Origin of the sequence: Mesorhizobium sp. M1428, assembly GCF_040317515.1 — a bacterium.
GTDB lineage: Bacteria > Pseudomonadota > Alphaproteobacteria > Rhizobiales > Rhizobiaceae > Mesorhizobium.
In genome coordinates, this window is the sequence record NZ_JAMYKT010000011.1 from 78,695 (window position 1) to 103,476 (window position 24,782).

25 protein-coding genes and 2 pseudogenes are annotated in these 24,782 nt (G+C 61.2%); 7 read left to right on the forward strand and 20 right to left on the reverse strand.

Annotated features, from left to right (window positions below):
- The 4 genes and pseudogenes from NKG60_RS32285 to nadE form a co-directional block, all read right to left on the reverse strand.
- Positions 1-267, reverse strand: a complete 267-nt coding sequence (locus tag NKG60_RS32285) for a hypothetical protein (protein ID WP_502912316.1) — start codon at positions 265-267, stop codon at positions 1-3.
- 24 nt (positions 268-291) lie between these two features.
- Positions 292-444: an aminopeptidase gene (locus tag NKG60_RS17345; RefSeq protein WP_352453905.1), complete on the reverse strand. Its 153-nt coding sequence runs from the start codon at positions 442-444 to the stop codon at positions 292-294.
- Between the two features lie 450 nt (positions 445-894).
- On the reverse strand, positions 895-1,977 hold the full coding sequence (locus NKG60_RS17350) for a sensor histidine kinase (protein ID WP_352975229.1): 1,083 nt from the start codon (positions 1,975-1,977) through the stop codon (positions 895-897).
- A gap of 404 nt (positions 1,978-2,381) precedes the next feature.
- Positions 2,382-2,713: pseudogene (gene nadE / locus NKG60_RS17355) on the reverse strand (NAD(+) synthase); the annotation flags it as partial.
- 1,013 nt (positions 2,714-3,726) lie between these two features.
- On the opposite strand from nadE, the gene NKG60_RS17360 reads away from it, so the two are divergent.
- The 5 genes from NKG60_RS17360 to NKG60_RS17380 all read left to right on the forward strand — a co-directional run bounded on the left by NKG60_RS17360 (position 3,727) and on the right by NKG60_RS17380 (position 9,516).
- Positions 3,727-5,793, forward strand: a complete 2,067-nt coding sequence (locus tag NKG60_RS17360; RefSeq protein ID WP_352638524.1) for a carbamoyltransferase family protein — start codon at positions 3,727-3,729, stop codon at positions 5,791-5,793.
- Positions 5,794-6,375: 582 nt separating this feature from the next.
- Entirely contained in the window at positions 6,376-7,560 is a 1,185-nt protein-coding gene (locus NKG60_RS17365; RefSeq protein WP_352975230.1) for a glycosyltransferase family 9 protein, read from the forward strand.
- Between the two features lie 535 nt (positions 7,561-8,095).
- Positions 8,096-8,380, forward strand: a complete 285-nt coding sequence (locus tag NKG60_RS17370) for a type II toxin-antitoxin system TacA family antitoxin (RefSeq protein WP_352975231.1) — start codon at positions 8,096-8,098, stop codon at positions 8,378-8,380.
- Complete coding sequence (locus NKG60_RS17375) at positions 8,381-8,890, forward strand: GNAT family N-acetyltransferase (RefSeq protein ID WP_352502717.1); 510 nt, start codon at positions 8,381-8,383, stop codon at positions 8,888-8,890. It begins immediately after the preceding gene.
- A 197-nt stretch (positions 8,891-9,087) separates the two neighbouring features.
- Positions 9,088-9,516: a hypothetical protein gene (locus NKG60_RS17380; RefSeq protein WP_352975232.1), complete on the forward strand. Its 429-nt coding sequence runs from the start codon at positions 9,088-9,090 to the stop codon at positions 9,514-9,516.
- A gap of 626 nt (positions 9,517-10,142) precedes the next feature.
- On the opposite strand, the gene NKG60_RS17385 is transcribed toward NKG60_RS17380, so the two are convergent.
- From NKG60_RS17385 to NKG60_RS17440, 12 genes and pseudogenes are all read right to left on the reverse strand, one after another.
- On the reverse strand, positions 10,143-10,538 hold the full coding sequence (locus NKG60_RS17385) for an FMN-binding negative transcriptional regulator (protein ID WP_352975294.1): 396 nt from the start codon (positions 10,536-10,538) through the stop codon (positions 10,143-10,145).
- Between the two features lie 45 nt (positions 10,539-10,583).
- A pseudogene (locus NKG60_RS17390) lies at positions 10,584-11,385 on the reverse strand (class I tRNA ligase family protein); the annotation flags it as partial.
- 82 nt (positions 11,386-11,467) lie between these two features.
- Positions 11,468-13,438 carry a relaxase/mobilization nuclease RlxS gene (gene rlxS / locus NKG60_RS17395; protein ID WP_352975233.1) on the reverse strand — a complete coding sequence of 657 codons (1,971 nt, stop codon included), beginning with the start codon at positions 13,436-13,438 and terminating at the stop codon, positions 11,468-11,470.
- Positions 13,439-13,622: 184 nt separating this feature from the next.
- Positions 13,623-14,309, reverse strand: coding sequence for a lytic transglycosylase domain-containing protein (locus NKG60_RS17400; protein ID WP_352711134.1), 687 nt, complete (start codon positions 14,307-14,309; stop codon positions 13,623-13,625).
- Complete coding sequence (lepB, locus tag NKG60_RS17405; protein WP_352541533.1) at positions 14,297-14,845, reverse strand: signal peptidase I; 549 nt, start codon at positions 14,843-14,845, stop codon at positions 14,297-14,299. The genes NKG60_RS17400 and lepB overlap by 13 nt, the downstream gene beginning before the upstream one ends.
- A complete protein-coding gene (locus NKG60_RS17410; RefSeq protein ID WP_023679653.1) occupies positions 14,842-15,111 on the reverse strand; it encodes a helix-turn-helix transcriptional regulator in 270 nt (89 codons plus the stop codon). The genes lepB and NKG60_RS17410 overlap by 4 nt, the downstream gene beginning before the upstream one ends.
- A gap of 150 nt (positions 15,112-15,261) precedes the next feature.
- A complete protein-coding gene (locus tag NKG60_RS17415; protein WP_023672372.1) occupies positions 15,262-15,585 on the reverse strand; it encodes a DUF736 domain-containing protein in 324 nt (107 codons plus the stop codon).
- 546 nt (positions 15,586-16,131) lie between these two features.
- Complete coding sequence (locus NKG60_RS17420; RefSeq protein ID WP_352975234.1) at positions 16,132-17,619, reverse strand: ParB/RepB/Spo0J family partition protein; 1,488 nt, start codon at positions 17,617-17,619, stop codon at positions 16,132-16,134.
- Complete coding sequence (locus NKG60_RS17425) at positions 17,562-17,852, reverse strand: ParB/RepB/Spo0J family partition protein (protein ID WP_352975235.1); 291 nt, start codon at positions 17,850-17,852, stop codon at positions 17,562-17,564. Before NKG60_RS17425 ends, NKG60_RS17420 begins: the two co-directional genes overlap by 58 nt.
- Positions 17,853-17,930: 78 nt before the next feature.
- On the reverse strand, positions 17,931-18,350 hold the full coding sequence (locus NKG60_RS17430) for a DUF2958 domain-containing protein (protein WP_352975236.1): 420 nt from the start codon (positions 18,348-18,350) through the stop codon (positions 17,931-17,933).
- Between the two features lie 14 nt (positions 18,351-18,364).
- Positions 18,365-18,568 carry a hypothetical protein gene (locus tag NKG60_RS17435; RefSeq protein WP_352975237.1) on the reverse strand — a complete coding sequence of 68 codons (204 nt, stop codon included), beginning with the start codon at positions 18,566-18,568 and terminating at the stop codon, positions 18,365-18,367.
- Positions 18,565-19,527 carry an ArdC family protein gene (locus NKG60_RS17440; protein WP_352975238.1) on the reverse strand — a complete coding sequence of 321 codons (963 nt, stop codon included), beginning with the start codon at positions 19,525-19,527 and terminating at the stop codon, positions 18,565-18,567. Before NKG60_RS17440 ends, NKG60_RS17435 begins: the two co-directional genes overlap by 4 nt.
- Before the next feature lie 343 nt (positions 19,528-19,870).
- On the opposite strand from NKG60_RS17440, the gene NKG60_RS17445 reads away from it, so the two are divergent.
- On the forward strand, positions 19,871-20,035 hold the full coding sequence (locus NKG60_RS17445; RefSeq protein ID WP_352975239.1) for a hypothetical protein: 165 nt from the start codon (positions 19,871-19,873) through the stop codon (positions 20,033-20,035).
- A gap of 209 nt (positions 20,036-20,244) precedes the next feature.
- Here the strand turns inward: NKG60_RS17445 and NKG60_RS17450 are convergent, their stop codons facing one another.
- Positions 20,245-20,472: a hypothetical protein gene (locus tag NKG60_RS17450; RefSeq protein ID WP_023722034.1), complete on the reverse strand. Its 228-nt coding sequence runs from the start codon at positions 20,470-20,472 to the stop codon at positions 20,245-20,247.
- A 153-nt stretch (positions 20,473-20,625) separates the two neighbouring features.
- Positions 20,626-20,859 carry a helix-turn-helix domain-containing protein gene (locus NKG60_RS17455; RefSeq protein WP_023679646.1) on the reverse strand — a complete coding sequence of 78 codons (234 nt, stop codon included), beginning with the start codon at positions 20,857-20,859 and terminating at the stop codon, positions 20,626-20,628.
- 128 nt (positions 20,860-20,987) lie between these two features.
- Here NKG60_RS17455 and NKG60_RS17460 point away from each other — a divergent pair, with 128 nt between their 5' ends.
- Positions 20,988-21,257: a DNA -binding domain-containing protein gene (locus NKG60_RS17460; protein WP_352690192.1), complete on the forward strand. Its 270-nt coding sequence runs from the start codon at positions 20,988-20,990 to the stop codon at positions 21,255-21,257.
- 95 nt (positions 21,258-21,352) lie between these two features.
- On the opposite strand, the gene NKG60_RS17465 is transcribed toward NKG60_RS17460, so the two are convergent.
- Together NKG60_RS17465 and ubiM are read right to left on the reverse strand one after the other, a co-directional pair.
- Complete coding sequence (locus NKG60_RS17465; protein WP_352975240.1) at positions 21,353-23,260, reverse strand: putative bifunctional diguanylate cyclase/phosphodiesterase; 1,908 nt, start codon at positions 23,258-23,260, stop codon at positions 21,353-21,355.
- A 303-nt stretch (positions 23,261-23,563) separates the two neighbouring features.
- Entirely contained in the window at positions 23,564-24,745 is a 1,182-nt protein-coding gene (ubiM, locus tag NKG60_RS17470; RefSeq protein ID WP_352975295.1) for a 5-demethoxyubiquinol-8 5-hydroxylase UbiM, read from the reverse strand.
- Between the last annotated feature and the right edge of the window lie 37 nt (positions 24,746-24,782).

Genomic DNA, 24,782 nt, shown 5'->3' on the forward strand with positions numbered 1-24,782 from the left:
TCAGGTCGCCCCAGGCCAGAGCAACCGGCTCGTCCCCGGGGAGGACGAAACGGTCGACCACTCCGCTTGTTCGACTTGTGTTCGGGCGACTATCCCGGCTTCTATGCATCGCGCTTCGGCGCGGCGAGCTTTGTCCAACGCGCCAAGCCTTTGAACCGAATCGCTGTAGACGGAAGTCGCGGCGAGCTTCGCGTTGTTGATCGGAGCATCGAACCAGGCGTCGTATCCGCGGTAATCTGTTGGCGAGCGCGTCCTCAGCCGTTCGATCGCGGCCGTCTTTGCCGCAAACTATTATATGGCGGCCGCCGATGCCATTCGGGCGCGCAATATCTCAGGGGTTGAAGGATCGTCGATCAGTTTTCCGATGTCTTGGCGGGCCGCGATGATCTGCACATGACCCTGCAAAGATTGCGCGTAGTAGGAAATACTGGTGCAACTGGTCACCCCAGGCGTCAGGATAATCGTAGAACCAATCGAACGAATGCACGCATCGCGGTTTGCCTACAGCACTGCTCTCCTGTCCCGATAGCGCAAATTCGCGGTTACCTCCGGCCACGAACAGTCGGACCAATTTATTTGTAGGTTAGATCTTCGTCCTCGGCAAGATTGGCCAAGCGATGACTCGCTGCTGAATTGCCGGCCCGCGCGTGATGAGCGCGAAGGCGTCAGGTGCCCCCGCCGTCAAGACTCAAGCCGCAACGCAATCAGGCGGGAGTGCCTTCCGCTAGGTGGGGATGGACTGGCCGCCGAAGTCAGAAGCAGCAAGCCTGGAGCATAATGGAAGACCTCGACCATGTGAAGCAGGCCGTGAAGGGCGACCTAGCCTATTTGCAGCCACCTGCTCAAAGCCGCGACATGAAGCCAGCCGCCAGCCTGCTAGTCGACAGCAACCGTTCAGCTTGCTGCCGCCGACCGCTTGAAAACGATGGTCACCTTCGTCCCTTTGCTGGCGCTGGACTCGACGGCTAGCTGCGCCTTGGCGTTCTCGGTCAGCGATCGCGCGATCAGCGCTCCGAGCTTGCCTGGTTTGGGCCACACCTCGCCTTCCGGCAGGCCGATTCCGTCGTCCGCCACTATAACCCGGCAGCCGTCGCCATCGACGACGCTGTGCAGTGTTATCGTGCCGCCATCGCGGCCCCGGAACGCATGCTTTAGTGAATTGGTCAGCAATTCGTTTACGACCAGCCCGGCCGGCATGGCGACGTTTATTGACACGGGATATGTATCCACCTTCATATCCAGCCGGATTCCCTCGACCGCATGCGAGCTCATCACCGCAGACGCGATCTGGCTGAGATACACACCAAGGTCGACCTCCTCCTTCGGCTCGTCGGCAGTTAGCGTCTGGTAGAGGATCGCCAGAGCGTCGACGCGACCGGCGAGCCGCTCAAACCGTCTCCGGTCGGCCTCGGTCGCGTTGCGGCTTTCCAGCCGGATCAGCGCGGTGATCATCTGCAGGTTGTTCTTCACCCGGTGCTGCAGTTCGCGCAGCAGCGTGTCTTTCTCGCTAACACGCTCCTCCGCCGAGCGCTCATCTCCCGCCTCGCCATGGGCGGATACGTCGACCAGGGCCACCAGTCGGAAGCACACCTTGCCGTTGTCGTCCTCTATCTCGTTGGAATAAACGTCGACGATCGCGGGTTTGTCCTCGCCGCGCTCCAGCCTGAAGGTGCCGACCAAATCGGTTCCCTCGACTACGGCCTCGGCCAGCGGCCTGTCCTTTTGCTGATGGAGGCCTGTGCCTAAAAGGGCGGCCCAGTTTTCTCGGGTGAGCCTGGCGGCTGTCAGGCCCGATAGTTTCTCGAATTCCGGATTTGCGTAGACCACGCGCTCCTCACCGGCAAGGTCCGAAACGGCTATGGCGATCGGCACCTGGTCGAGGAATTTCTTGAACTGTTCGCTTTCCAGTGCGGTTGCAAGGTCAGGTGTATCAAGCAACTGCTCGACCGCCTCAGCCTTCTCTGAATTCGATGTCATTTGCGCGCCTGTTCTGTGCGGATAATATCAACATTGCGGCGCGCCTGCCATCGCCAAAACTGGATCTGCATCTCACGTTTCGCATCACGCATCTGACAACCAGCTCTGCATCGCGTAACGGCCGCACGTCTAGCATTGCGACCGGCCGAAGGAGAGCGGCAAGGATCGGCTACAATCCAGGTGCCTGGAATGTCGAAGCGACCGGTCAAGTGGGTACGCTGCGGAAGATCGATAGAGCAGGCATTCAGGGAGAATGAGTTCGCGTGCCGGCCTCGGCGATACGTGCCGACACTGTCAACCTCATGACCGCATGCGGGCTGAAAGAGCAGCGCTTCGCTCCAGCGGTAATTCAGGCCGCTAGCTGCCTAACTGCGGCAAGCCCATCGATCGTGTATGTTGAGACGCTATTGCCGATGCCTAAATATCGAACCCGTCATGGCAATCGTTGTGACGGGAAGCGCTCGCTTATGGGCTGTGCTGGAATGCGCATGAAGTATACGCCTGTGCGCCGCTTCGTTGATCTCTTGGCCTTCGAGGAAGTCGTCAATCTCATCGTATGTGAGACCGGGACGAGGTTCTCCAGGTCGGCGGTCGGGATCTTTTCAACAAGATCAGACGGAGCGCCCAGACACACTGCCAAGGCGCGAACTCTGCGCTTGTTCAGCCCGGAAAGAGGAAGAATGCCTGCGGCACCATCGCCGAACTTGGTGAAGAAGCCCATCAAGGCCTCGGCTGCTTCGAAGCGACTTCTGAAAAAGAAGTGTGGGTTTGCTCTCATACCCTTTGCTGAAAAATGTTGTCATAGAGCGCATGGAATGCCACGCGCTTCGAATCGGACTAGCCATCCGGGAAGCCTGAAGCCCCTTTGAAGCGCATGTCCGGCAGCTATTCATAGCGTGGATGACTTTGATCGAAACAAACGATTTCATAACTCTTCGGAAATCTTGCATGGACAAAAGCACGTCCGCACCGGTCACCCATCCAAAGGAGAAAATCTTCCATGCGCCCTGACGTGCAGTGGAGGTCGTGCCGAGAAGTGAGTTGCAACTGGCCGATCATGTCGGCGGTTCGACGCTAGTCGTCCCCAATGTTCCTGAGCTGCGAAGTCTTGCAGGCGAGCCAGCTGCCCAGCGCGATTCTGCTTGTGGCGGGCTTTTTGCCGCAGGCAGTCCGCTCGTTTGGGCAGCGGATTGGAGACCCGGCCGGCAGCGCTACCATACAACATCAGCGCACTTTACATCTACGCGGTATTGCCGGGCTTCCAGTCGGTGCCATGTTTGGCCGACGAATGACGCGATGCGGCCTCCTGCACAAGCGAAGGCGTTATCGGATGTGCGACCGGGAAGCAGGCGGACAGTGCAGCACATGTCAGTCGCCTGTGCGACGGTCTTTCGGGGAATGAAATCGGGCCAGTTCACGGCGCGGCATTATTCGTCAACAGCCGCCCCTTCGCAAGGATATAGGCAGCCCGCGTCACAAGTTCGTGCTGCAGATGAAAACGGCATCGCCGGCATGCAAGTCAGCAGCCGCTCAAGATTCGATGATCCAGCCAAGCTCTCGGCGTCATGGAACGGCAGGCGCCACGATCGAAGCATCTCATGTTGATTCAGGCGGACCCTTATGAGGCGTTCTTTGATGCCGGTGATGCCTGACAGGCGGTTGCAGCTGCAAGCGACAACGCGGCCTATTTAGTTGGAAACGGTCTGAGGCAGGCCAATTTGGCTTGCCCGTCACTATGTGGAGAAAGAAATGCTGTGTCTAGGAATTAGCGGCGGACTTGACCAAGTCCATGAAAACCGGTTCGAGCTTCGGAACGCCTTTATGCACGATGGCGCCGCGGTGCTCGTCCGAGACGGACGGGTGATAGCAGCCGTCGAAGAGGAACGCCTCAATCGGATGAAACACTCCAACAAGCTCCCAATTCGTTCGATTCAATACTGTCTGTCAGCGGCGGGGGTTCAGCTCAACGACATTGATCGTGTCGCGCTCTACGCCAGCGAGCCCTATGCCAACGCCATGCTTGAAGGTATGTCCGCATCCCACCCGGACATTCTCTCCATTCCGTTGGATGCTAAAACGTTGGTGCAGGATCTGTTAACGCGTGAGTTCGGCACTAAGTTGGACAGTTCGCGTATTTCATTCGTAAGTCATCATCAGGCGCACGCCGTGAGCGCCTTTGCAATGTCGGGCTTCGAACAAAGTCTCATTCTAGCGATTGATGGCTCTGGTGATTTCCTATCGGGCCTCTTGGCGGTAGGGTCTGGCACAGAAATTACGCAACTCGAGGCTTTCCCCGAGAACAATTCTCTTGGGCTGTTTTATCTCGAGACGATCCGCTATCTCGGCTACGGCTTGTTCGACGAGTATAAGGTAATGGGACTCGCGCCCTACGGCGACCCCGCTCCCTATCGCGAGCTCTTCGAGCAGTTCTACGAGCTCTCCGCCAACGGCGGTGGCTACCGTGTTCACCTCGACCGCATCGGTCCGGCGTTGCTCCGCAATATCGAGGTCAGGCGAAAGGGAATGCCCTTCACCCAGCAGCATCGAGATGTGAGTGCGTCACTGCAGGAAGCGCTTGAGCGGATCGTGTTCCACATTCTCCGGCATCACCGTGAGGCCACCGGCATGAAGCGGTTGTGCCTGGCGGGGGGGGTGGCCCACAACTGCACGATGAACGGTAAGCTGCTGTATTCAGGGCTTTTCGAAGACATTTTCGTGCAACCCGCGTCTCACGACGCTGGCTGCGCATTGGGAGCTGCGCTGATAGTCTCTAACGAGATGGGCCGCCCCGCGCCGTGTGAGCGACTGCAGGAGGTCTATTGGGGTCCTGATCTCGGGAGCGAGCGCGCCGTGCAACAGGAACTGAATGCATGGGCCGGACATCTCGAGGTTGAACGCTCTGATGACGTGGCAAGCAGTGCAGCCGACTGGATCGCCAACGGCGCCGTGATCGGCTGGGTGCAGGGTCGTTCGGAGTTTGGGCCACGTGCGCTGGGCAACCGCAGCATTCTTGCCGACCCTCGGCCCGCCGCAAACAAGGACCGGATCAATGCGATGGTCAAGAAGCGCGAAGGCTATCGGCCCTTCGCGCCATCTGTGCTGGAGGAGGATGCGAGCGAATTTTTCGACCTCCCGGACGGTAGGCACGAATTTCCATTCATGAATTTCGTCGTTCGCGTGCGTGACTCAAAGCGCGCCTTGCTCGGTGCCATCACGCACGTCGACGGTACCGCTCGCCTCCAAACAGTATCGCGCAACGCCAATCCCGCGTACTGGGAGGTCATCAATGCGTTCAAGAAGCGCACAGGCACTCCAATTCTGCTCAATACGTCCTTTAACAACAATGCCGAACCGATCGTGGATTCGGTTGCAGACGCGATTGCCACCTTTCTGACGACAGAGCTGGATGGACTTGTGGTCGGGCCCTTCCTGGTAAAAAAGCGGGCTGCAACGCTGCAGGATTGGACTGCGCTTGCGGTTTCGTTGCCGCCCTATGTGTCCCTCCATCAAACCCGCGCTTACAAAGCGCCAGATCGTCGGGAGACTCACTGCGAGATCAGCACGACCCACTTCAGCAGTGACAGTGTACGAATTTCACACGACTTGTTTAATCTGCTGATGCGGATTGAGGGCGAAGCCATGTTGGGAGATCTCCTCAATACAATTGCGCCGGATCAGGGTAAGCGTGACGCTGTGATGGAGGGCCTGCGACGACTGTGGGAGCAGCGCCTCGTTCGGTTGCATCCCTCACAAGCTGCTCGCATGGATCAAGACTGCGATCAAACGCTGGACCAGCATAACAGGCTCTCAGCGTGATAGGGATGCCGCTATCCAAGCTCGGCGAATAAAGGTGTTCATCGACGCCGCCTGCCACCCCACCGCTGGCTGGGGGTCGACTTCATCACAGGGTTGATTCGTCCACTTCATGTTGGACGACCCGGACGCGCAGAAAAAAGCGCCTGCGGCGGGTCCTTTGTAACCACCATGATGCGGGACCACAGCGACAGGGCGTGCCGGAGACAGTCAATCCGGCCGGCGATGTCGTCGCCGGCGGCGACGGTCTCATTCAGGATCAGCATCGACCAAAGAGCGAGGCCACTGCCGTTATGCTCGAGATCTGGGGACGGCGGCTTGGCGAACGCCGTCTACTCGGCGTTTCTCGAACTCACTGCATGCAAGACCGTGACGAAGCCCTTCACATTGCGGGTCGGGACATAGCTGGCTTCTTGGCGCGCTACCACCGCTAGAGATGCAGACTTCGCCCGACAGCTCCTGCTGGAGCGCGGCTTGGATCTGATGGCAGAATTCTTGCCGAGACGCGGACAAGTGGGGAGCACTCCAACCCTACACACGCGTCACTGGGCTATCAGTGTTGACCGTATAATCTTCGGAATGGCAATGGCATATTTTACAAAGCACGACGGCAATCAAATTATATACCGCAGCTGGGAAGAGCCGGAACAGTCAAGCGCAAGGATGAGAATTTTGGTCCTCAAGCTTGATCATGTCGGCGACTTTTGGATGTCTCTAGGGCCCCTAAAGGACCTTCGTCAGCGTTTTGCGCATGCCCACATTACGCTGGTGGTGGGAAGCTGGAACATCGCTACTGCAAAACAGTTCGACCTCGCCGACGATCACATTGCTTTTGACTTTTTTCCTCGCAACCCAAAAGTCAAAACGCGCAAAGAAGCCGCCGACATAAGGCCGCTGCTGACCGGCGAGTTTGATCTTGCCATTGATATGCGTGTTCCGGAAGAAACAAGGCCCATCTTGCTTGAAGTCCCCGCCAGGCACCGTGCGGCGATAGTTGATCCGTACAGCATGCATCAGATCGATATTGCGATAGCGCCATTCAATCTGAAACTACGCAGAACCATTTTCTACAAGCTGGTCCAAAAAATAGGGCTTGCTAACACAATCCCCCGTAGATGGCTTGATTGGTTCATTGACCGTAAGCAGGTGCGTCTCCAGCATGTGTCAGAAATCCTCCTCTTTCTGGTCGCAAAGGCAGCTGCCTATTTCGAAAGCGGAGCGGGTCACCCACAGAATTCGACTACAGGCAATGCCCCGATTGTCGTGGCTCCGTTCTCCAATTCCAGCCTGCGAGATTGGCCGATTGAAAGTTTTGGCAAAGTTGTCGCTGCTCTTGCGACCCGTGGTGAGGTGGTCCTCGTTGGCCGTGGCGAATGCCTGGAAGCGCTTGAGGAGGTTGCGAAGATAGCTAGGGAACGTGGAGCCGCGAACATTCGGACGGCTGTCGACTTGTCAGAATTGGAATTCAATTGTCTCGTGAATTCGGCCGCGCTCGTCGTTTCGAACAATTCAGGCACCGGCCATGTCGCTGCCCAGCTTGGCCGCCCTACTATCGGCATTTTCACGGCGTCACATCTACCGGAGATTTGGGGGTTTCGAGGTCCCTTGGTCAGCATGCTTATGAGTGTTATTGAATGTCGCGGATGTGGTCTGGACCAAGTGCGGCATTGTCCGGTCAAAGTCCGATGCAAGTTCGACATCACGCCGGATCTCGTGATTGCCGAGGTAAACGCCTTGATGAATCATTGTAAGGGTACGGCACAAGCTTAGTGGCTCGCGGTCACCACAACCGCGATTGCCCAGCCCTTGTCGCTGATTCAATCGCTACAATCATCTAAAGGCCGAAATTCAGAATCGAATCGACTTGTTCGAAGGACCGCAGTGGCGATGTCACATTGGCCGACAGGTGGCATAGAGCGGCGCCTGAGAATGAAAGTGCCGCCGCCCAGCCTTCATAGCCGTTCCTCCTTTGTGGCGTGACGGCCCGAAAGTCGCCATCGCGTCAGATGTTCATCAGCTTCGGGATAGCCGGGGCTCGTCCGGCGACAGTCATGGCAGCGACTTCGCTTCTGGACCCGCTCATCCGGCCGCCAAAAACAAATGCGCTTTCTAACTAATTGATCCGCCGGAGCTGACCAAAGCCACCTTGCTCTGGGTTGCGGCAATGGCGACTGGGGCGAGAAGCCGAGAAGAACCGATGCGGCGAGAAATCCTGAGACCATCCGCCACGAGACGTCGCCAGGGAACGTAGTATTGCGTTCCGCGTTACACTAACGTATATACGTCCGCAGCACAGGAGCGCGCCATGGCCACCACACCCACCAGGAAGGAAGCACCCGTCTCGATGCGGTTTCGCGACGATGATCTCACCATCATCGACCGCGGCGCGGAGCTGCTCGGCCTGTCGCGCACGGAGTTCATGCGGCGCGCCGCGCTGCACGAGGCGCAGGCGGCCATCCTCAACGAAACCGTCATCCGCGTGTCCCCGGAAGCCTATGACGCCTTCATGCAGGCGATCTCAGCCCCGGCCGCTGTGCCCCCGGCGAAGGCGGCCGAGCGGCTGCGTCGGTCCCCGCCCTGGGACCGCTAGGTGGCGCTTTCAGGCATCGAACTCCTCGACCACGCACACCGCCTCGACAGCTTCGATTGCGGCAAGCCGGCGCTCAATGCTTGGCTGGCCGGCTTCGCGCGAACGAACCAGGCCCGCGGGTTTACCCGCGTCCTGGTCGTTCACGACGAGGGAACAGTCGTCGGGTATTACGGCCTCGCGCCGGGCGTGATCCAGCCAAATAGCGCACCGCGCGCCATCCGCACCGGACGCCCGCCCGATCCGATCCCCTGCCTGCTGATCGGACAACTCGCCGTCGACCACCGCTATGCCGGACAAGGCGTCGGTAGCGGCTTGGTCAAGGACGCGCTGTATCGCTGCGTCGCCGGCGCCGACATCGTCGGCGGCCGCGCGGTGGTGGTGCGGGCGATCGACCACGAGGCAGAGCGCTACTGGCAGAGCTGGGGCTTCATTCCCGCGCGGGACAATCCGTCGGTGCTCATGCGCTCGATCCAGGACGTGAGCCTCTGGCTGGCCGACAAAGGCCACTAGCTCCGCGCGCGTAGCGCCTCCGGAAACGGCAGGTCTGCGCGCCGGCCTGCCGCCGACCGGGGTCTAGTTGCGGCGTCCCGCCGCTCCCCGAGCCGGCTTCGCCGTCTCGGCGTTCGGGTGACCCCTCACGCAGGGCCAGAGGGAGACGGCGGTCAGAGCGAGGGAGCCCTGGAGAGAAGGGAAAGTCATGAACGTCGATGATATTCATAGGGGGTTCACGCGAGATATTTGAGCTGACGGAACCTGCCATCGCTCGGATCCGCCCAATCGTTGTTGCCGTGCACGGCGTGCTGATTGGCGACGCGTCTGGAGCCGATGCCGAGGCGCAGGGCCTGCTCGCGGGCTACGGCTACAAACATGTCGGGGTCTTCCATGCGGCCAAGGAACCCCGCAATGATCTGGGCGACTGGGCTGCCTACCGGGTCCCGTCTCCTGAAGGTGCTAGAGGATACTGGATCTACGCCGCCAAAGACCGGGAGATGGCGCGCGCCGATTTTGGGATGATAGTCTGGGACGGCGCATCACCCGGCACGGCCGTCAACGTGCTTCGGCTCGCCATGGCGAACAAGCCGAGGTCATCTACGATCTGGCCAGGGGCAGCATGGCGACTACGCACCATGTCGTAGACTGGTGCGCCATTGCTCCGCGATGCCGGTCCAGACATTCGGCGCGCCAAGCCGAAGCCCGCATGACGCGAGGCGAGCGCCTGGCGTTGCCGGGATGATGTACGCGCGGTCCCGGCGGGTCCAACGCGATAGGCTTGATCCGGCCCCGCGCCCCCAACTCCACTTGTATGAACGGCCGGGGCCGGCCCTTTTCGAAACCGGCTCACCGCCGCGTGGCGTTGTGCAGGATGATTGTCTTGACCCGTCTCGCATCTGAAGCGGGTGCAAGCCTGCCGCACATGCCGCTGCTTGGTCATGCGAGGCATCGCTACCGTGGGGCGTGGCGTTCGCCGATCTCCAAACCGCTGTGCCGCCATACCGAACACGCAAGGCGGTTTAACCGCCAGGCTGCTGTTCAAGGTATTAACGACGCAGGCGGCATGACCGGAGAGACTGGCGGGGTAAGCAGCTTCCATCGATCCGGCGGCATTGCGGATGTGGCTGGCGATGGCGGCCTGAGTTCTTGTCCATCTGCCGCATAGCGGGTGGTCAGATGCTGGTCGCGTTTCCGGCGAGCCGAAGCATTTGTCTCTCAAGGTCACCCGTTGGAAATCCAGCACCAGCGGCTTGTCGGGACAAGATAGTTGCTATTGGGATTTGGCCGCCGCAACCGCGAGCATCGCTTCTCCCATCCCATTGACGCCTCGGGCATTCAGCATTTCACCAGCGTTCTGAATGTCGCGCACCTCTTTGTTCTGGCTGAGTTTTGATTTACCAACCAGGCTGGTGATCTCGATTTCCAGGGCGACGATCGCCTTCACCATCGTGTCAATGAAGTCCTTCGGCGCGTCGCCCATCTTCCACGGGGCAGGCTGCGAGGCTTCATGCATGTGAGTGAGCTTCGCCACGTTACGGCGCGCATAGCGCTCATCATCCCGGACAGTGATGCGTCCGTGGGCGTGGACGACGAGATAGTTCCACGTCGGCGCCTGGTTATGGAATTCATGCTTGCTTGGACCAGTTCGGCGAGATGTAAGCGTCAGACCGTCGAGCTCATCCCGGACCGCATGGCGCTACGGCGCCACCTCCAGCCCGGCGAGACAGTCGTCATTGTCTGTGAGGGTGACCGCCCCTCTATGGTGAGAATATTGATCGCCGGCAACTTCTGGCGCCTGCCGACCTCAAATTCGTTGAAGTCGTGCGCCGGCGTGATCTTGACCGCGCGGCTGCCTTTCTCCGGATCAGAATACTCGTCCGCCACCACCGCGATCCTGCGGCCGACGATCGGCAGAGGATGAGGTTCTTGCCGACAAGATGCCGGAAACGCTCGTCGTCGGGATGCACCGCCGACCGCCATATCGCCCAGCATCGTCTCCGGGCGGGTCGTCGCCACGGTGATGAAGGTTTTAGGATTTTCCGGATCCAAAACCTCGCCCTCGACGGGGTAGCGGAAATGCCAGAGATTGCCGTTGACCTCCTGCTGTTCGACCTCAAGGTCGGACTCGCGGTCAAGAGCTTCGGGTCCCAGTTGACAAGCGCTTGTCCTTGTAGGTCAGGCCTTTCCTTGTAGAGCGTGACGAACACTTCGAGCACCGCCCTGGACAGGCCCTCGTCCATGGTGAAACGTTCTCGGCTCCAGTCGGCCGAGGCCCCCAGCCGCTTCAACTGGTTGAAGATCGCGCCGCCGGATTCGGCTTTCCACTCCCAGACTTTCTCAATGAACTCGTCGCGCGTCAGGTCACGGCGGTGGATCTGCTTCTCCATAAGCTGGCGCTCGATCACCATCTGCGTGGCGATGCCGGCGTGATCCATGCCGGGCTGCCACAGCACGTTCTTGCCGCGCATGCGCTCGAAGCGCACCAGAATGTCCTGCAGCCATTTATCCCTCGCCAAATCAATGCCGCGGGCAATTAGCAGGCGAACTCCGTCCGGACTAAGTTCAACGCGGGCAAAAGAAGTTGTGTAGGCCATGTCACGAAATGCTTGGTCCGCTTCTCTGCCGGCCGATGGTCCATGAAATCCCCTCTGCACGCACGACGCCGGAAACCTCCTTGCCGATATGATGCTCAAGCACCGGCCGCCATGGCACCAGCGTGAACTCGCGCGATTTCTCGATGACAGCGTATTTTCCGCCGGCGAGCTCGACGGAGCGGCGGAGCGTGCCTTCTATTCGATCTCCACTCTGGGCTTCAGAATAGGGCAGACCGAGTTCGTTCGCCAACTGGCCGGCCACGCGGTTCAACTCGCGTTGGCGCAGCATCGAAAGCATGTTCGCGCGATAGATGACCCGATCCTGGGCTTCATGCGCGAGACCTTGCGCGATCAGCCACTGCTGTCGACGGGCCTGGACCTGACGTACTTCGCGACCGAACCCAGAGTCACGCAAGGGCTCAGGATGAGCTGATACGAGCTCCTGGTCGATCCAGGTGGCGCCGTCGAAGCTGACTTGGCTCTCCAGCAGCATTGATGAGAGCTTGTCGACGACAACAGGCTCGGCCCTCGCTCGCTGACGCTCGTAGCCCGCGACGCGGTCGAGATGGTCCGGCGCGATAGTCCATGTGCCGTCCGGCTCGCGCTCGACACCACCGGTCGCCCGGCGGATCGCCTCCAGTCGCCGCACGTGCGTTTCGGCAAAGCGTTCGGTGGCCGACGGGTCATGCTTGAGATGGATATCGATGCTGTAGCGCCCGTCATGGGCTGTGGCGATCTCGGCAATTGTGCGGTCGACTCGCCTTGGCCCGGTGTCGCTCGGCGTGACCCGCACTATGCAGCCCTCTGGCGTCGGTTGGGTGGCCTCGCCTTTGCCGATATCAACATAGTGGCTTTTGCCGTCCACGCCGTCGACGACGAGGTAATGGCGGTCAGTGATTTCGTCGGCCAGGCCGCGCGCAATGATGCGGCCGACGACAGGCTGCATCTGCTCTGCAGATCGATCATGGACAACATAGTCGGCGGCACTGCGGGCGAGCCCCTTGCCGGTCAGTTCGCGGTGCATGGTCTTGATGATGTCGCCCCGCTCGCCGATGCGGCGCAGTGTCGCTTCAAGCTCGCCATCAAGGCGCCAGCGGCCCGAGCCGACTTCCTCAGCCAGACCCATCCGCTCGAGCTTGCGCAGGCGGCCCTGGTGCAGCGTCTGGCGAAACGTGTCTCGGCTGGCCGGTGAGACATGCCCCTCATGGTCGCGCATGCGGAGCAGCTGCCGATCGATGCTGGTGAAGCGTTCCCGCTCCATTTCCTGGCGCAGGCGTTGCTCGATCTCGCGGTCCGTTCTCGGGCCAAGGTCGAGGCTGACCAGCTCGGCCGCCCGTTCACGGATTCCAGACGAGATGTAGTCCCGCGCGATGACGAGGTTTTCGTCGCGGTCGTCCTTGCCGCGGACGATAATATGGGTATGCGGATGACCAGTGTTGAAATGATCGACGGCCACCCAGTCGAGCCTAGTGCCGAGGTCTTCTTCCATCTGCGCCATGAGGCGCCGCGTGAGCGGCTTCAGGTCATCATACTCGATGCCGTCTTCAGGGGCGACGATGAAGCGGAACTGATGCCGGTCGCCATCGGCACGATCGATGAAGGCCTTGCCATCGACGCGGTCGCTGTCGGCGCTATAGAGCTCACCAGGCTCGCCTTCGCGGGTCACGCCGTCGCGCTGGAGGTAGCGAAGGTGTGCACGTGCCCCGTCAACACCCTTGCCGGCCAGCTTGACGATACGGGCCTTGACGACGGCGCGCCGCTGCCGAAACGCCGCGTGGGGGTCGCGCGCTCTGAGAACGGCGGCAGCAGCCCCGCCGCGCCCCGCCCGGCTTCCGATGAAGCGGCCACGGCGACCGCTGCCGCCGCCGGCTCGGTTGATCGCGGCGCGGATCTGGCCGGCGAAACGCTTGCCTGCCTTCGAGCCGCGCGATCCGATTTTGCCCAGGCTCGGCTTGAACTCTTCATCCTGCATTGAGCCTCCTAGTAATCTTAAGCAATATCAGAGGTTTGTCGGCTGCAGCTCTCCTGACGCTGAAGGCAGCCTCCGTGGAAAACGATGTGCAGACAAAGACTTCGCCGCCTCCAGGAGGCGATGCCTTTATCTTGCCTTCCCGGACCTGCCTCCCTGCCCCGCCCGACCCACGGTACCCCTGCCCTCACCTGCGATCCGGCCGGCCTGACCTTGCTCGCTCCGATCCGAGCGGCACCACGATTTGGCCATTCGGATCGGTCGCGGAAACACCGTTTCGCAGGAAAAACAGCGACTGCCCGGACGGGATTTCCGGCGCTTTTCCGGAACGGGATTTGCCGGTGAACGCGTCCATGTCGGCGGCCGAAATCCCCGCAGCCTTGAGCTCTTCCAGATACGAAACCGTCTCGCTGGGCAGCGGTCGCCCACGCTGCAAATGCTGTTCGTAGCGGTCCGGCCCAGCGTTATAGGCGGCAAACAGGCCGGGAAAGCCGAAGCGGTCATACATGGCGTGCAGATAGGCAGTGCCTGCCAGAATGTTGTCGCGAGGGTCGTGCGGATCGGCCCCCAGGCCAAACTCTGCGCGCATCTCCTCGTAGGTGCCGGGCATCACCTGCATGAGGCCAATGGCGCCGGCGTGTGAGGCGATCGGCCGCCCGTCCAGCATTGTCTGCCCCCGGCTTTCGGCATCCATGACGGCATAAATCCAGGGCTGTGGAATGCTGAAACGCCGGCTTGCTTCGGCTACCAAGGGCTGCCATCTTGCCAGCTGCGGACCACGGGAGATGGCGGCCGGCTGAGCGTCGGTCGCGGCGGAACAGGCGCACGGCGCTATCGCGACCATGCCCAGCATCAGGAGGGTTACTCGGTCCATAGCGGCACGAGCCTCCCGGCAATATTTTCGGCCGGCACCGGCCCGAAATAGCGGCTGTCGAAGGAGTGATTTCTATCGTTGCCGAGCAGGAAAAACTCGTCGGCGGCGAGCTTGCGGCAGGCATTCCACCAAGGCAGCGGACGGTGCTGCGTGTCGGTTGCCAGCCGGCGCGCGACAATCTCGCCGCCGATGATGATGGCGTCGCCGAAGGCGCAGACATGCTCGCCAGGCAGCGCGGCAAGGCGCTTGACCAGCGGCACATTGCTGGGCAGATAGAAGCGTTCGGCGGCGAGATCGGCGACCGGTTTTGGCGGGCGGACGAGCACCAGATCGCCACGAGCCGGCGATCCGGACGCGAGGCGATAGAGGCCGACCGGCGCACTGGCCGAGGCATTCCAGACCAGCCAGGGCGATGGGTTGTCGAAAGCGGCGAAGCCGATCAGGCCGAGGCCTATTGTGGCCACGGCGATCGTCTTGCGCGCCCGAACGCGCCGCAGATGGCTGCCGATCAGACGGATAGTGGGACGCCGGCTCATGAGCGGCCTCCCTCACCGGCCGAGCCGGAATCGTGCCCGGCATCCTCGGGCCTGGTCTCCTGCGCGCGTCCCTTCGACCAGTCGTCGAGCTCGTCGATGTGATAGCGGACATAGCGGCCGTGCTTGCGAAATTGCGGGCCACCACCCTTGAGCCGCATCTTCTCCAGCGTGCGCTGGGATAGCCCGATATAGAAGGCGGCCTGCGCGGTGTTGAGAAACGGACTGCCCTTCTTCGCGCGGGCCGCGCGTTCGTTTTCGTCGTCCATGATGATCCTCGTTTCGTTACGGACAAGCGAAGGCGAGGATCGGCGAGCGAGATCGTTTCGGGGACGGGCGAAGAGTGGGGGGCGAGTTTTCGCCGCCCCCTCCCGAAAGAGCCCCGCGCCGGTTGGGGCGCGGGGCTCGAGGCTGGGGGTTCAGTCGACCGGGTTCCAGATGATGGCGTATGTGTCGTCGTCATCCTGGCCGGCGGCGCGGCCGAGATTGGCGTAGAGCTTGCGCGGGCCGAACTCCGGGGCGGCAATCGACAGGCTCACATAGTCCTTGCCGGAGGTCTCGCCGGTGCGGATCCAGCCGGCCCCTACTTCGACCCCTTGCGTCAGCACCCGAAAGTCGGGATGGGTGTCGGCGCTCTTTGCCTGATTGGGCACGATGTCGATGTCGGCGCGGACGCTGAGCGTCTTGAGCTGGCCCTTGTAGCCGCCGTTTTCCTGTTTGGTGACGTATCCGATCGCGGTCATTTTCAGTCTCCTTTTGGTGCTCGCCGGGGACCATTCCCCTGCGATGGCGAACCGTGATGGGCGCGTCCGGACCGCCGGAACCGGGACGGCCGCAGCGATAGCGGAGGACCCGAGCGGGCAGCTTTTTTGAAGCGAAGCGGCGCGAGGAAGCCGCCGCAGGCGGCGGGGAAAAAAGCTGCTGGCGAGGGTTTCGGGCGGGCCGGATCCGCCCATAGGTCGTCAAGCCAGCCGCAGGGGAATGGTCCCTGAGACACATGGAGACAGGTGGCGCGATCGGCGGCACAACGAGCAGGCGGCATTACAGGGCGCCGGCTGCGCGGGCTCTGTCGGCAACCCGATCGGACAATTGGCCCCATGCGCCTGGGCGCCTCGGCAAGCAACCCGGCGCGGTGCAGGGCTGCCCAAATGGGGGCGAGTTGGCGTCGGGATTTCTCGCGCGCGGCACTGGCTCGACAAGACGACCAATCCGCAGCCGGCGCGGCCCGGAGCGGCGCGCGCGACCTGAGCGGCGGCAGTCGAGAGAACCGCCGCTCGGGCCCTGATCGACTATTCGCGCGCGAACAGCGGCTGCACTTGTGCCCACTGATCGGCGGTGCGGAAACCGCCGCGACTGGTGTAGCTTTCGGCGGGGAATTTCATCCAGCGCGGCAGCCAGGTCTCGATCTTCTGGCGGCCATTCTCGCCCGCCAGGAAGTCGCGGATGATCTTCTTTTGCGTCTTGACCTTCTCGGCGACATTGCCGTCGGCAACAAGCTTGCCGCCGACATCGGCGAGCATCGAATTGGCGATTTCCTTGTCGCGCAAGAGGTCGAAGAACGCATCGTCCGGTTCCCACCATGCGCCCATATCCACGTTCAGATGGTTGCCGAGCGCCTCGATGACGGCGCTGCCGGCTGCAAGCGTCTCGGCCATGACAAGGGTGAGAACGCGCATGACATCGTCGTCGCACAGCGCCAAGAGGCGGGCGAACAGGCCGGCGATAGCAAAGGCGTCGCCATTGCTGCCGGCCACCACTCCATCCTCATCCGGTGATCCGACCAGGGCCAACACCTCGCGCCGCTTTTTGCCGAATGCAGCTTCAGCCTTGCAGCCGGCAAGGCTGGCAGTCACCGTCTCGTTGACTGCGCGCTGTGGCTCACGGCGCACCTGCCACAGGCCGGAACCGGTGATGGCGTGCGCCACCACGAGTCGCAGCGCCACGGCGGGATGGTCGAGCATGGCCGCACGCACGGCAGCATGGCGATGCAGATCGACATAGTTCTGCATCGGGCCGGTGAGTTCGGGGCGCGGCGGCTTGGCGGCTGTTTCTTCTTGCTCGCCGCCCTCGCGGGCGCGGCGGGCTTGCTTGCGTGACAGCCAGCCCTCGTGACACTCGACCTCGCCGCGATACGTGACCGCGATGAAGACCTTGCCGCCCTTCTTCTTCGGGGTCTTCTCGTGGTCCCATGGGTAGAAATACTGGCCCGGCTCCAGCAGCACCACCTCGCTCCAGCCGTCGTTCAGATAGGTGTCGCGTCTGGCGGCAATCGCTTCGTTCTGCTTTTGCCAGAACAGGTCGGCATCGGCGAAATAGCTGTCCTCGCCGAACAGGTCCGACGTGATCAGGCCGGGATATTCGTCGATGGCAAACAGCGCCACCTTGGTGGAAATCGACTGGCCGCCGAACAGCCATTGCTTCAATTGAAAGCCACGCGGCGCGTATTGATCGGGATCGGCACAGAGTGCCAGCCAGTCCTTCTGCTGCGCCTTGGACGCCATGGTGAGATGGCGCACCGTCTCGGCGTCGATCTCCTCGCGGCGATAGGCTTCGCGGATTTTGGGCAAGAGGTCGCCAAGCGCCAGAATGCGTTTGACCTTCAGGTCAGTGATGCCGAAGGTCGCAGCGATGTCTGGAACGGTGCGGCCTTGCCTGACGAGCCGCGAAAACGTCTCCCATTGCGATACTTCGTCAGGATCGAGGCGGGCGAGGTTTTCGATCAGCGAGGCTTCCAGCGCATCGGCGTCGTCATCGTCCTCCACGATGGCGCAGGGCAAGGGATCGCCTTCGCCGCGCTCGTCGGCAAGCGATTTGCGGCGAAATAGCGCCGCCTGCCGGCAACGATCTCGAAGGTTTCCGGTTGGCCGTTGGGCCGCACAAGGAGAGGCACCAGCACGCCGCGCGCACGCACTGACGGCAGGATGTCGGATATGTCGGGCGCGCGTTTTCCATGGCGCATGTTGAGCGCGGAAATGTTGAGCTGATCTAGGGGGATGTGGGCAAGCTGCACGGTTACTCTCCTTCGCTTTGGTTGAGGCTGTCCCGGCCGCAGAGGCCGAAGGCCGGCGCGGCGGGACGATTTTTGCGCCTATCGGCGCTGCTGTTCCGCCGTGTCGGGCGGAAGCTCGGAATGGGGCTTTGAAAGGGCGTCTGCTGCCTGCCGCAGAAGTCGCTCGGCCTCGGTGATGTGGCCGCAAATGCGGGCGGCTTCGGCATAGACGGAGAGCGGATAGCGCGCCTGGAAATGCAGGTCGCGCTCGATGCCGAGGCCAAGCGGACCTTTTACGGATGCAAGCTCGGCCAGACTGACGCTGCCGAGTTCGGGGAAGCCGAAGCCGAGATCGCAAAGACCGAACAGCGTGTCGCCATCGGCGTCGAGTTCGCTCAAAAGCCACGTGGCGGCACCTGTGGGATTAAACAGTTTCACAACGGGAAAATGGTCGATGTCGGCGTCGGCGGCGCCATTGGCGAGCAGTCGTGCGCGCAGTGGATCGGTGATCAGGATCATGGAATGACTCCTTGTCAGAACAGGTCGAGTTGATTTCTGCTGGCTTCATCGAAGAGGCCGATATCGAGCGGCTTTTGCGCCGCGCGCGGACACATCGGCGCGTCGATCAGGAGGGTGAGCCGATCGCGCGTGGTGATCGGCCGGACACCGGGAATGAGCATCTGCTCGCCTTGCGGCGTCGGGTCGGTCGCGGTCAGTTGAGGATCGCGCATCGTCATGCCGCAATCCCTTCCTGCGCCTCGCCTTCGGCATCGGCCTGAATGCCAAGCAGGAAATCGGCGGCCTTGGAGGCAAGACTGGCGGCACGGAAGATGGCGCGGTTGTCCTCGCGCAGCACCTTCAGCCATGAGCCGATGTAATCGGCATGACGCACGGTCGGCTCGATACCGAGATTGCTGCAGACGAAGGCGGCAGTGATTTCGGCGACCAATTCTTCACGCGCGTAAGCCTTGGAGCCGAACGAGCCGGAGAGGTCGCGAGCAAGCCGCGTCGGGTGGCCGGTCCAGTGGCCAAGCTCGTGAAAGCAGGTCCGGTAATAGTCGATCTGGTGATGGAACGCCGGCTGCGGCGGCACCTGAATGTGGTCGCTGCCCGGCATGTAGAAAGCGCGATCGCCGCCGACCCTGAAATCCGCACCGCTGGCGCGAATGAGCGTCTCGGCGTGCGGCACGATCTCGCACTGAGGCAGCGGCTCGGCGGCGGCATAGAGGTCTTCCGGAAGATTATCGCACTGCGCGACATTGAAGACGGTGAAGCGCTTTAAAAAAGGCACGGCCTGTGGTTCATCGCCCTCGTGGCGTGCGCGCTCCTTCTCGTCCTTGGGGACAAAGCGGTCGGCATGCACGATGGTCGTGCCGCGCTCGCCCTTCCTGACATTGCCGCCAAGGACGAGCGCCTGCCGGAAGGTGAGCCAGTTCTGGCTGGGATAGCTGCGCTCGATGACCGCGCCCCACAGGATGAGGATATTGATGCCGGAATAGATGCGCCCCGTAGACGCATTCCTCGGCAGGCCAAGGCCTGCCTTTGCGCTGCCCCATGGCTTGACCCATGGCACGGTGCCGCGCTCCAGCTCGGCAATGATGCGGTCTGTGATCTCCTGATAAAGGCTGGCGCCGGGGCGCCCGCCCTTGCCTGCGCCAGCCTCTCCGCTGGCGGAACGCTTGCTGTTTGCATGCATCGTCTCATCCTCCGCTCGCCAATCGCCGCGCCTTTCCCCGGAAGCGGGGTGGGCGGCGAGTCGCGACCGGAAAGGCCCGCCGTGGTAGGCGGACCGCATCCGAAGGACCGGAACGAAGAGGAGGACCCTGAGCGGCAGCGAAGGGTTGCGGGCTGCCGCGGCGGGCCTAGAAGGGAGTGCCGCCCACCCCGCGCCACCGGGAAAGGCCAACAGACAAACCGCGCCGCCCGCAAGGGCGGCGGCCGTCTCAGCCCGAAGGGCTGCCCACGCCAAGGGGCGAAGCCGAATGGCCGAGACCGCCTGAGCTTGCCGAAGAAAAGCGGGCTCGGTTCACGAGCACCTGGTGCGCGTCGTCAGGCGCGCGGGCGCCCGCCAGGACGGCAGGCTGGACAGATTTTTCACACGGATCATCGTCAAGCGCCGCAGTTACGTCGAGAAACTCGACGACATCGCCGCCGTGGCGCGGCTTCCTCCGAACAAAACCGGCGCTCGCCTTTCAACAGGTTGAGGCGCGTGTCCCAGTAATATTCCTGACCGGGATCATGATAGACCCGCTCGCCCGTTTTGTAGCTTGATATTGGCTTTGATGTTGCAGCCGAGGGTCGATTCGAAGGCAAGAAAGCCAGCCAGGAGTTGTCTTGATAGCGATGGTTGCCCACGCCCCTTCCCTCCGAAGAGAGAATGGGACGTTTGCAGCGTGGAGTCTACAAGTCGGGTCTAATTCACCGGTCCTGTTCCGAACCATTGAATGAACGGCGCATCCTTACCGGTGATATCCTTCACCGTCTTTAACAGCGCTTCATGGGTGCGTTGGAGAGCCCGGTAATGGTTGCTGCTAGGTGATAGAAGCGGCTGGACGATGCTCTTGTGCAGCCGTTCCGCCTCCGCCAGAAAGCGCTCGATTTCAGCCTGTGAAAGCTGCTTGGAAAGTTTGGTCCTAGCCATTGCGATCTCCGTTGAGGAATCGCCCCACCTAGGATTATTATCCTATATCGGCATGGCTTGGTAAAGACCCACCCGCAGCGGAATGGCAGCTTGCCGAAGAAAAGCACGCTCGGTTCACGGCACCGGCGCGAGCCGTTGGTGCGTGGGCGCCCGCTAGGACCGCAGGCTGGACAGAATCTCGCACGGATCAGCGTCAAGCGCCGCAGTTAAGTCGAGAAACTCGATGACGTCGAGACGACGCTCTCCACCCTCGTACTTGGCCACGAAGGATTGGGGACGATCAAGCTTCTCGGCCACCTGCGCCTGAGTCAGGCCTTTGGCCTTGCGCAAGGAAACCAGCTGGGCCAGAAACCGCTGGTGGCGGGGCGATCGAAGAGACTTGGGCATGTAGGCGAACCGGTCGGGTAAAGACCGGATCAGCGACTAATCCCGGTTTCGGATTATCCCATTTTGGGATATGCTGCGTTGCATCCAGCGCTCAACAGCCGAGGCTCGCAACAGGCATGAATCGATCAATGGGAACAGATGAGACTCGAAGCTCAACTCTGTGTGACGAAGTCCCCTGGTCGGATAACCTCACGAGCTACGACAGGCAGCATTTCACGATCTACCTGCGGATCCTGGATGCCTGCGCCGACAATGCCAGCGAAGAGGAGATGGCCGATCTCATTCTCGGCATCGACCCGGCCCTTGAACCGGTCCGCGCCCGCAAGGCTCTTCGCAGCCATATCGACCGTGCGAACTGGATTGTGACGACCGGCTACAAGGAACTGTTCGCCGGCTGACGCACAGCACGGACTGTCATGCTCTTCAAACAAGGACGTTCAGATACCCGCCATTCATGAGCGCACGGCCGCGAGGGACGGCGCGGCGGGAGCAGTCACAACTGGTTCGCGTGCTGTTTGACTGCCATTTCCAGTGCTTGGCTCAGAGGCACAGCCTTGGAGAACAGGAAGCCTTGAGCGGTTCGGCAGCCAAGCTTGTGCAGGGTTTGCCGATCCGCCTCTGTTTCGACGCCCTCGGCCATGACCTCGATCCCGAGCATGTTACCGAGATCGATGACCGATTTGACAAGCAGTCGGTCCTCTCGGGACTTGGCCAAGCCGCGAATGAAGCCCTGGTCTATTTTCACCTTGCGTATCCGACTGTCCTTGAGCGATGCCAACGTAGAAAAGCCGGTGCCGAAGTCATCGAGCGCGATGGAAATGCCCGCATGTGAAAGCCGTCCGAGCTTTTCATCCACTCTGTCCGGGTCCACCGGGGATTCTTCGGTAATCTCGATTTCGAACATCGTTGCAGGGAGGCCTTTTGCCGCCAGACCATCCAAAACCATGTCGTCGATATCGCCGGCTTCCAGTTCGCGCGGCGAAACATTCATCGCCACACGGAAATCACGACAGTCAGCTTTCACCAAGCCGTCGATAAAAGCACAACAGTCGGCGAAGACGGTTTGCGTCAGCAGCTGAAGCATTCCGGTTTCGCGTGCAGCTGTGATGATTTCGGGTGGAGAGATGGCACCATGAGTCGGATGGGACCACCTCAGCAAGGCTTCAAAACCGACCACGGCCTCGGTGTCGAGTTTCACGATCGGCTGGAACCAAGGTTGCAAGCTTCTCGTCTTTATCGCCGAATGAAGGTCCCGTTCGACGGACTGGCGGCGTTGCAGTTCCCTGTCGAGTTCGGCATCGAACAGGCAAAATTCGTTCCTGCCACGACGCTTGGCCGTGTAAAGGGCGATATCCGCCCGCAACAACATTTCGGTCAGGCCCGGGCTTTCCGCCAGGTATATTCCTATTGATGCCCCGACCCGGACGGACGCGACCTCCCGATAGGGGCGGGCAATTTTTGCTATGATATTGGAGGCGAGATCATTGGCAGAAAGCGAAACCCTCGTTGAGGGAAAAAACAGCACGAATTCATCGCCGCCGATACGAGCGAGCGTTGAGCCTTCCGGTGCTTCCTCCTCTATGCGGCGGGCGATCCTGACAAGCAGTTCATCACCGGTCCTGTGACCGTAGGTATCGTTGACGGATTTGAACCCGTCCAGGTCAACCAGCATTGCCACGAAGGGGCCATCCGCGGTCTCGAACCGTCCGATAGCGTCTTCGAGGCCACGCCTGTTGAGAAGGGCCGTCAGGTGGTCCTGCCTGGAACTGGCCTTCATCTCCGCCGCAAGCCGCTCGGCCTCATGCCTCAGGCGGCTCGCTTCGCGGAACCGTGCTTGCCCAACAAACGAAGCTCGAACCAAGCCGCCCATGAAGAGCAGAACGGTAAAAGCCAGAATGTAGTCTTCAAAATTGCCTTTCGCCAAAAGGCAACCCACCGTGATGAGGAGCGGAGGTGTGATGAAGTTGATCGCCGCCGCGGCATACGAACTGCCGTATGTAACCGCACCAGCTGAAATGCCCGCCAGAATGACCAGATGCAGCGGTGCTTGAGGTGTCGTGTATCCAACAGTCAGGACGGCCAGGAAGGACCAGGCAAACCCTGCCAGAAGAGCAAGGATGCCAAACCAGCGAAGCCGCGGCAAAACCCCCACTAATCCGTCATGGCGCCCCGTTTCCTTTAGCTGATAACGCGCGAGTGCAAGGCGGGCGGCATTTATCGCATTGACGACCAGGAACCAGATTGCAGCTGCAAAGCCGCTGCCAGAAAGGGCGTGCACCGCCCAAATCAGGCCTGACAGGATAGCGCTTATCGGCATCGACACGAAGAGGCCGGCCCTCAGGTCAGCAAGCTGATCCTGACGGATTTTGGCCTCCAGCGTGTCTTCATTCTTCGGGGCCATGGACGGATCAGCTTGCTCCCATCGTTGTTCGCGAGGACAAGCCTACGCAGGCCCACTGAAGGACGGGTTAACTATCCAGCGGGGATAACCAGTGTGCTCACCATGTCTTCGGGGCGCACGTCTGCCTCTTGGCCTTGCCGTCTGACCATCGAGCTCTTGCCCGCACGCGTGCCTTGATCCGAATCATCCCAGGATCGGCAACGTCACCATGGAAGCAGCCCTACCAACGGCATCAACGCGCCCGGCGAGACAAAAGGAAGCCGGGCCGAGATAGCGTTCCAGAGCGGCAGCGCTGCCTCCGATTCACCGCCTGAGCATGGCCGAAATGCCATGGCGGATAAAGGGAAGATATTGGGCAAAGCGAAGCCCTGCATGTCTTGCAAGCCGTGCCGCCGGGTGCTCGCCTGAGTAGAGAGCGACAAGTGCATTCGTAGCATGATAGAGCGGTGCCGCCGACAGACGCAGCCGGCTTTCGTATCTGCCGAGCATGTCGGGATCAGCAATGTCGCGGCGCTCGCGACATGCCGCCAGGATTCTATCGGCGAGTTGCTTCTGGCCACTGAGGCCGATGTTGAAGCCATGCGCGGTCACCGGGTGCATGCCGAGGGCAGCATCGCCGATCAGTGCCGCACTCGGAGCCCAGAACTTGTGCGCCCAGGTCGTGACCAGCGGATAGGCATGGCGGGTGCTTGCCAAGGTCATCTCTCCGAAGCGTCCTCGACACCGGCTCGTCGATTCCATGAGGAACAAATCGTCGTCGAGAGCAAGCAGTCTGTCGGCCTCGCTTGAGCGCAACGTGAGAAGCAGCGACGACACGCCTTCCATGAGCGGCAACATCGCTATCGTCTGATGGTGATCGAACCATTCGACCGCGATCTGGTGATGGGTGCGCTCGTGCCTCACTCGGCAAATCAGCATGGAGTTGCCAAGCCGATTGATGTCGGCGCCAATGCCGAGCAGGTCGCGCGTCGCGGACAAACGCGAATCCGCTGCAACGAGCAGCCGAGCGGCCAATTGCCTGCCATCAGAGAGCGTTATGACTGCTTCTTTGTGGCTGGTTGTTGCATTGACGACCGAGCGGCCGCACAGCAGCTGGGCATGATCCTGGAAGTGGACAAGCTTGAACAGGGCGTCGCGGATCCGACAATTTGGGACCAGAATTCCGAGTGGTTCCCCAGATCCGCTGGGAGAATCGAAGCTCAGGGCGAAAGGGCTCGATCCGTTGAGCACGCGCGCGCCTTGTAGCGATGATTTGTCCGAAGCGGGGATGGCATCCCAGGCGCCGAGCTCGCGAAGGATTCCAACCGATGCGTGGGTCAGCGCGATCTCGCGACCGTCGAAAGCCGGATTCGCCAGGCTTTCGAGCGACTGCCGTTCAACCACTGCCACCTTGAGTCGGCTCTGGGCAAGCGATGCGGCGAAGGAAAGTCCGACCGGCCCGGCTCCGACCACAATAACGTCGAATCTATCGACAGAGCCGGCCATCAGCGTGCCGCCATTGCGTCGGCTATCTGCGACGAAG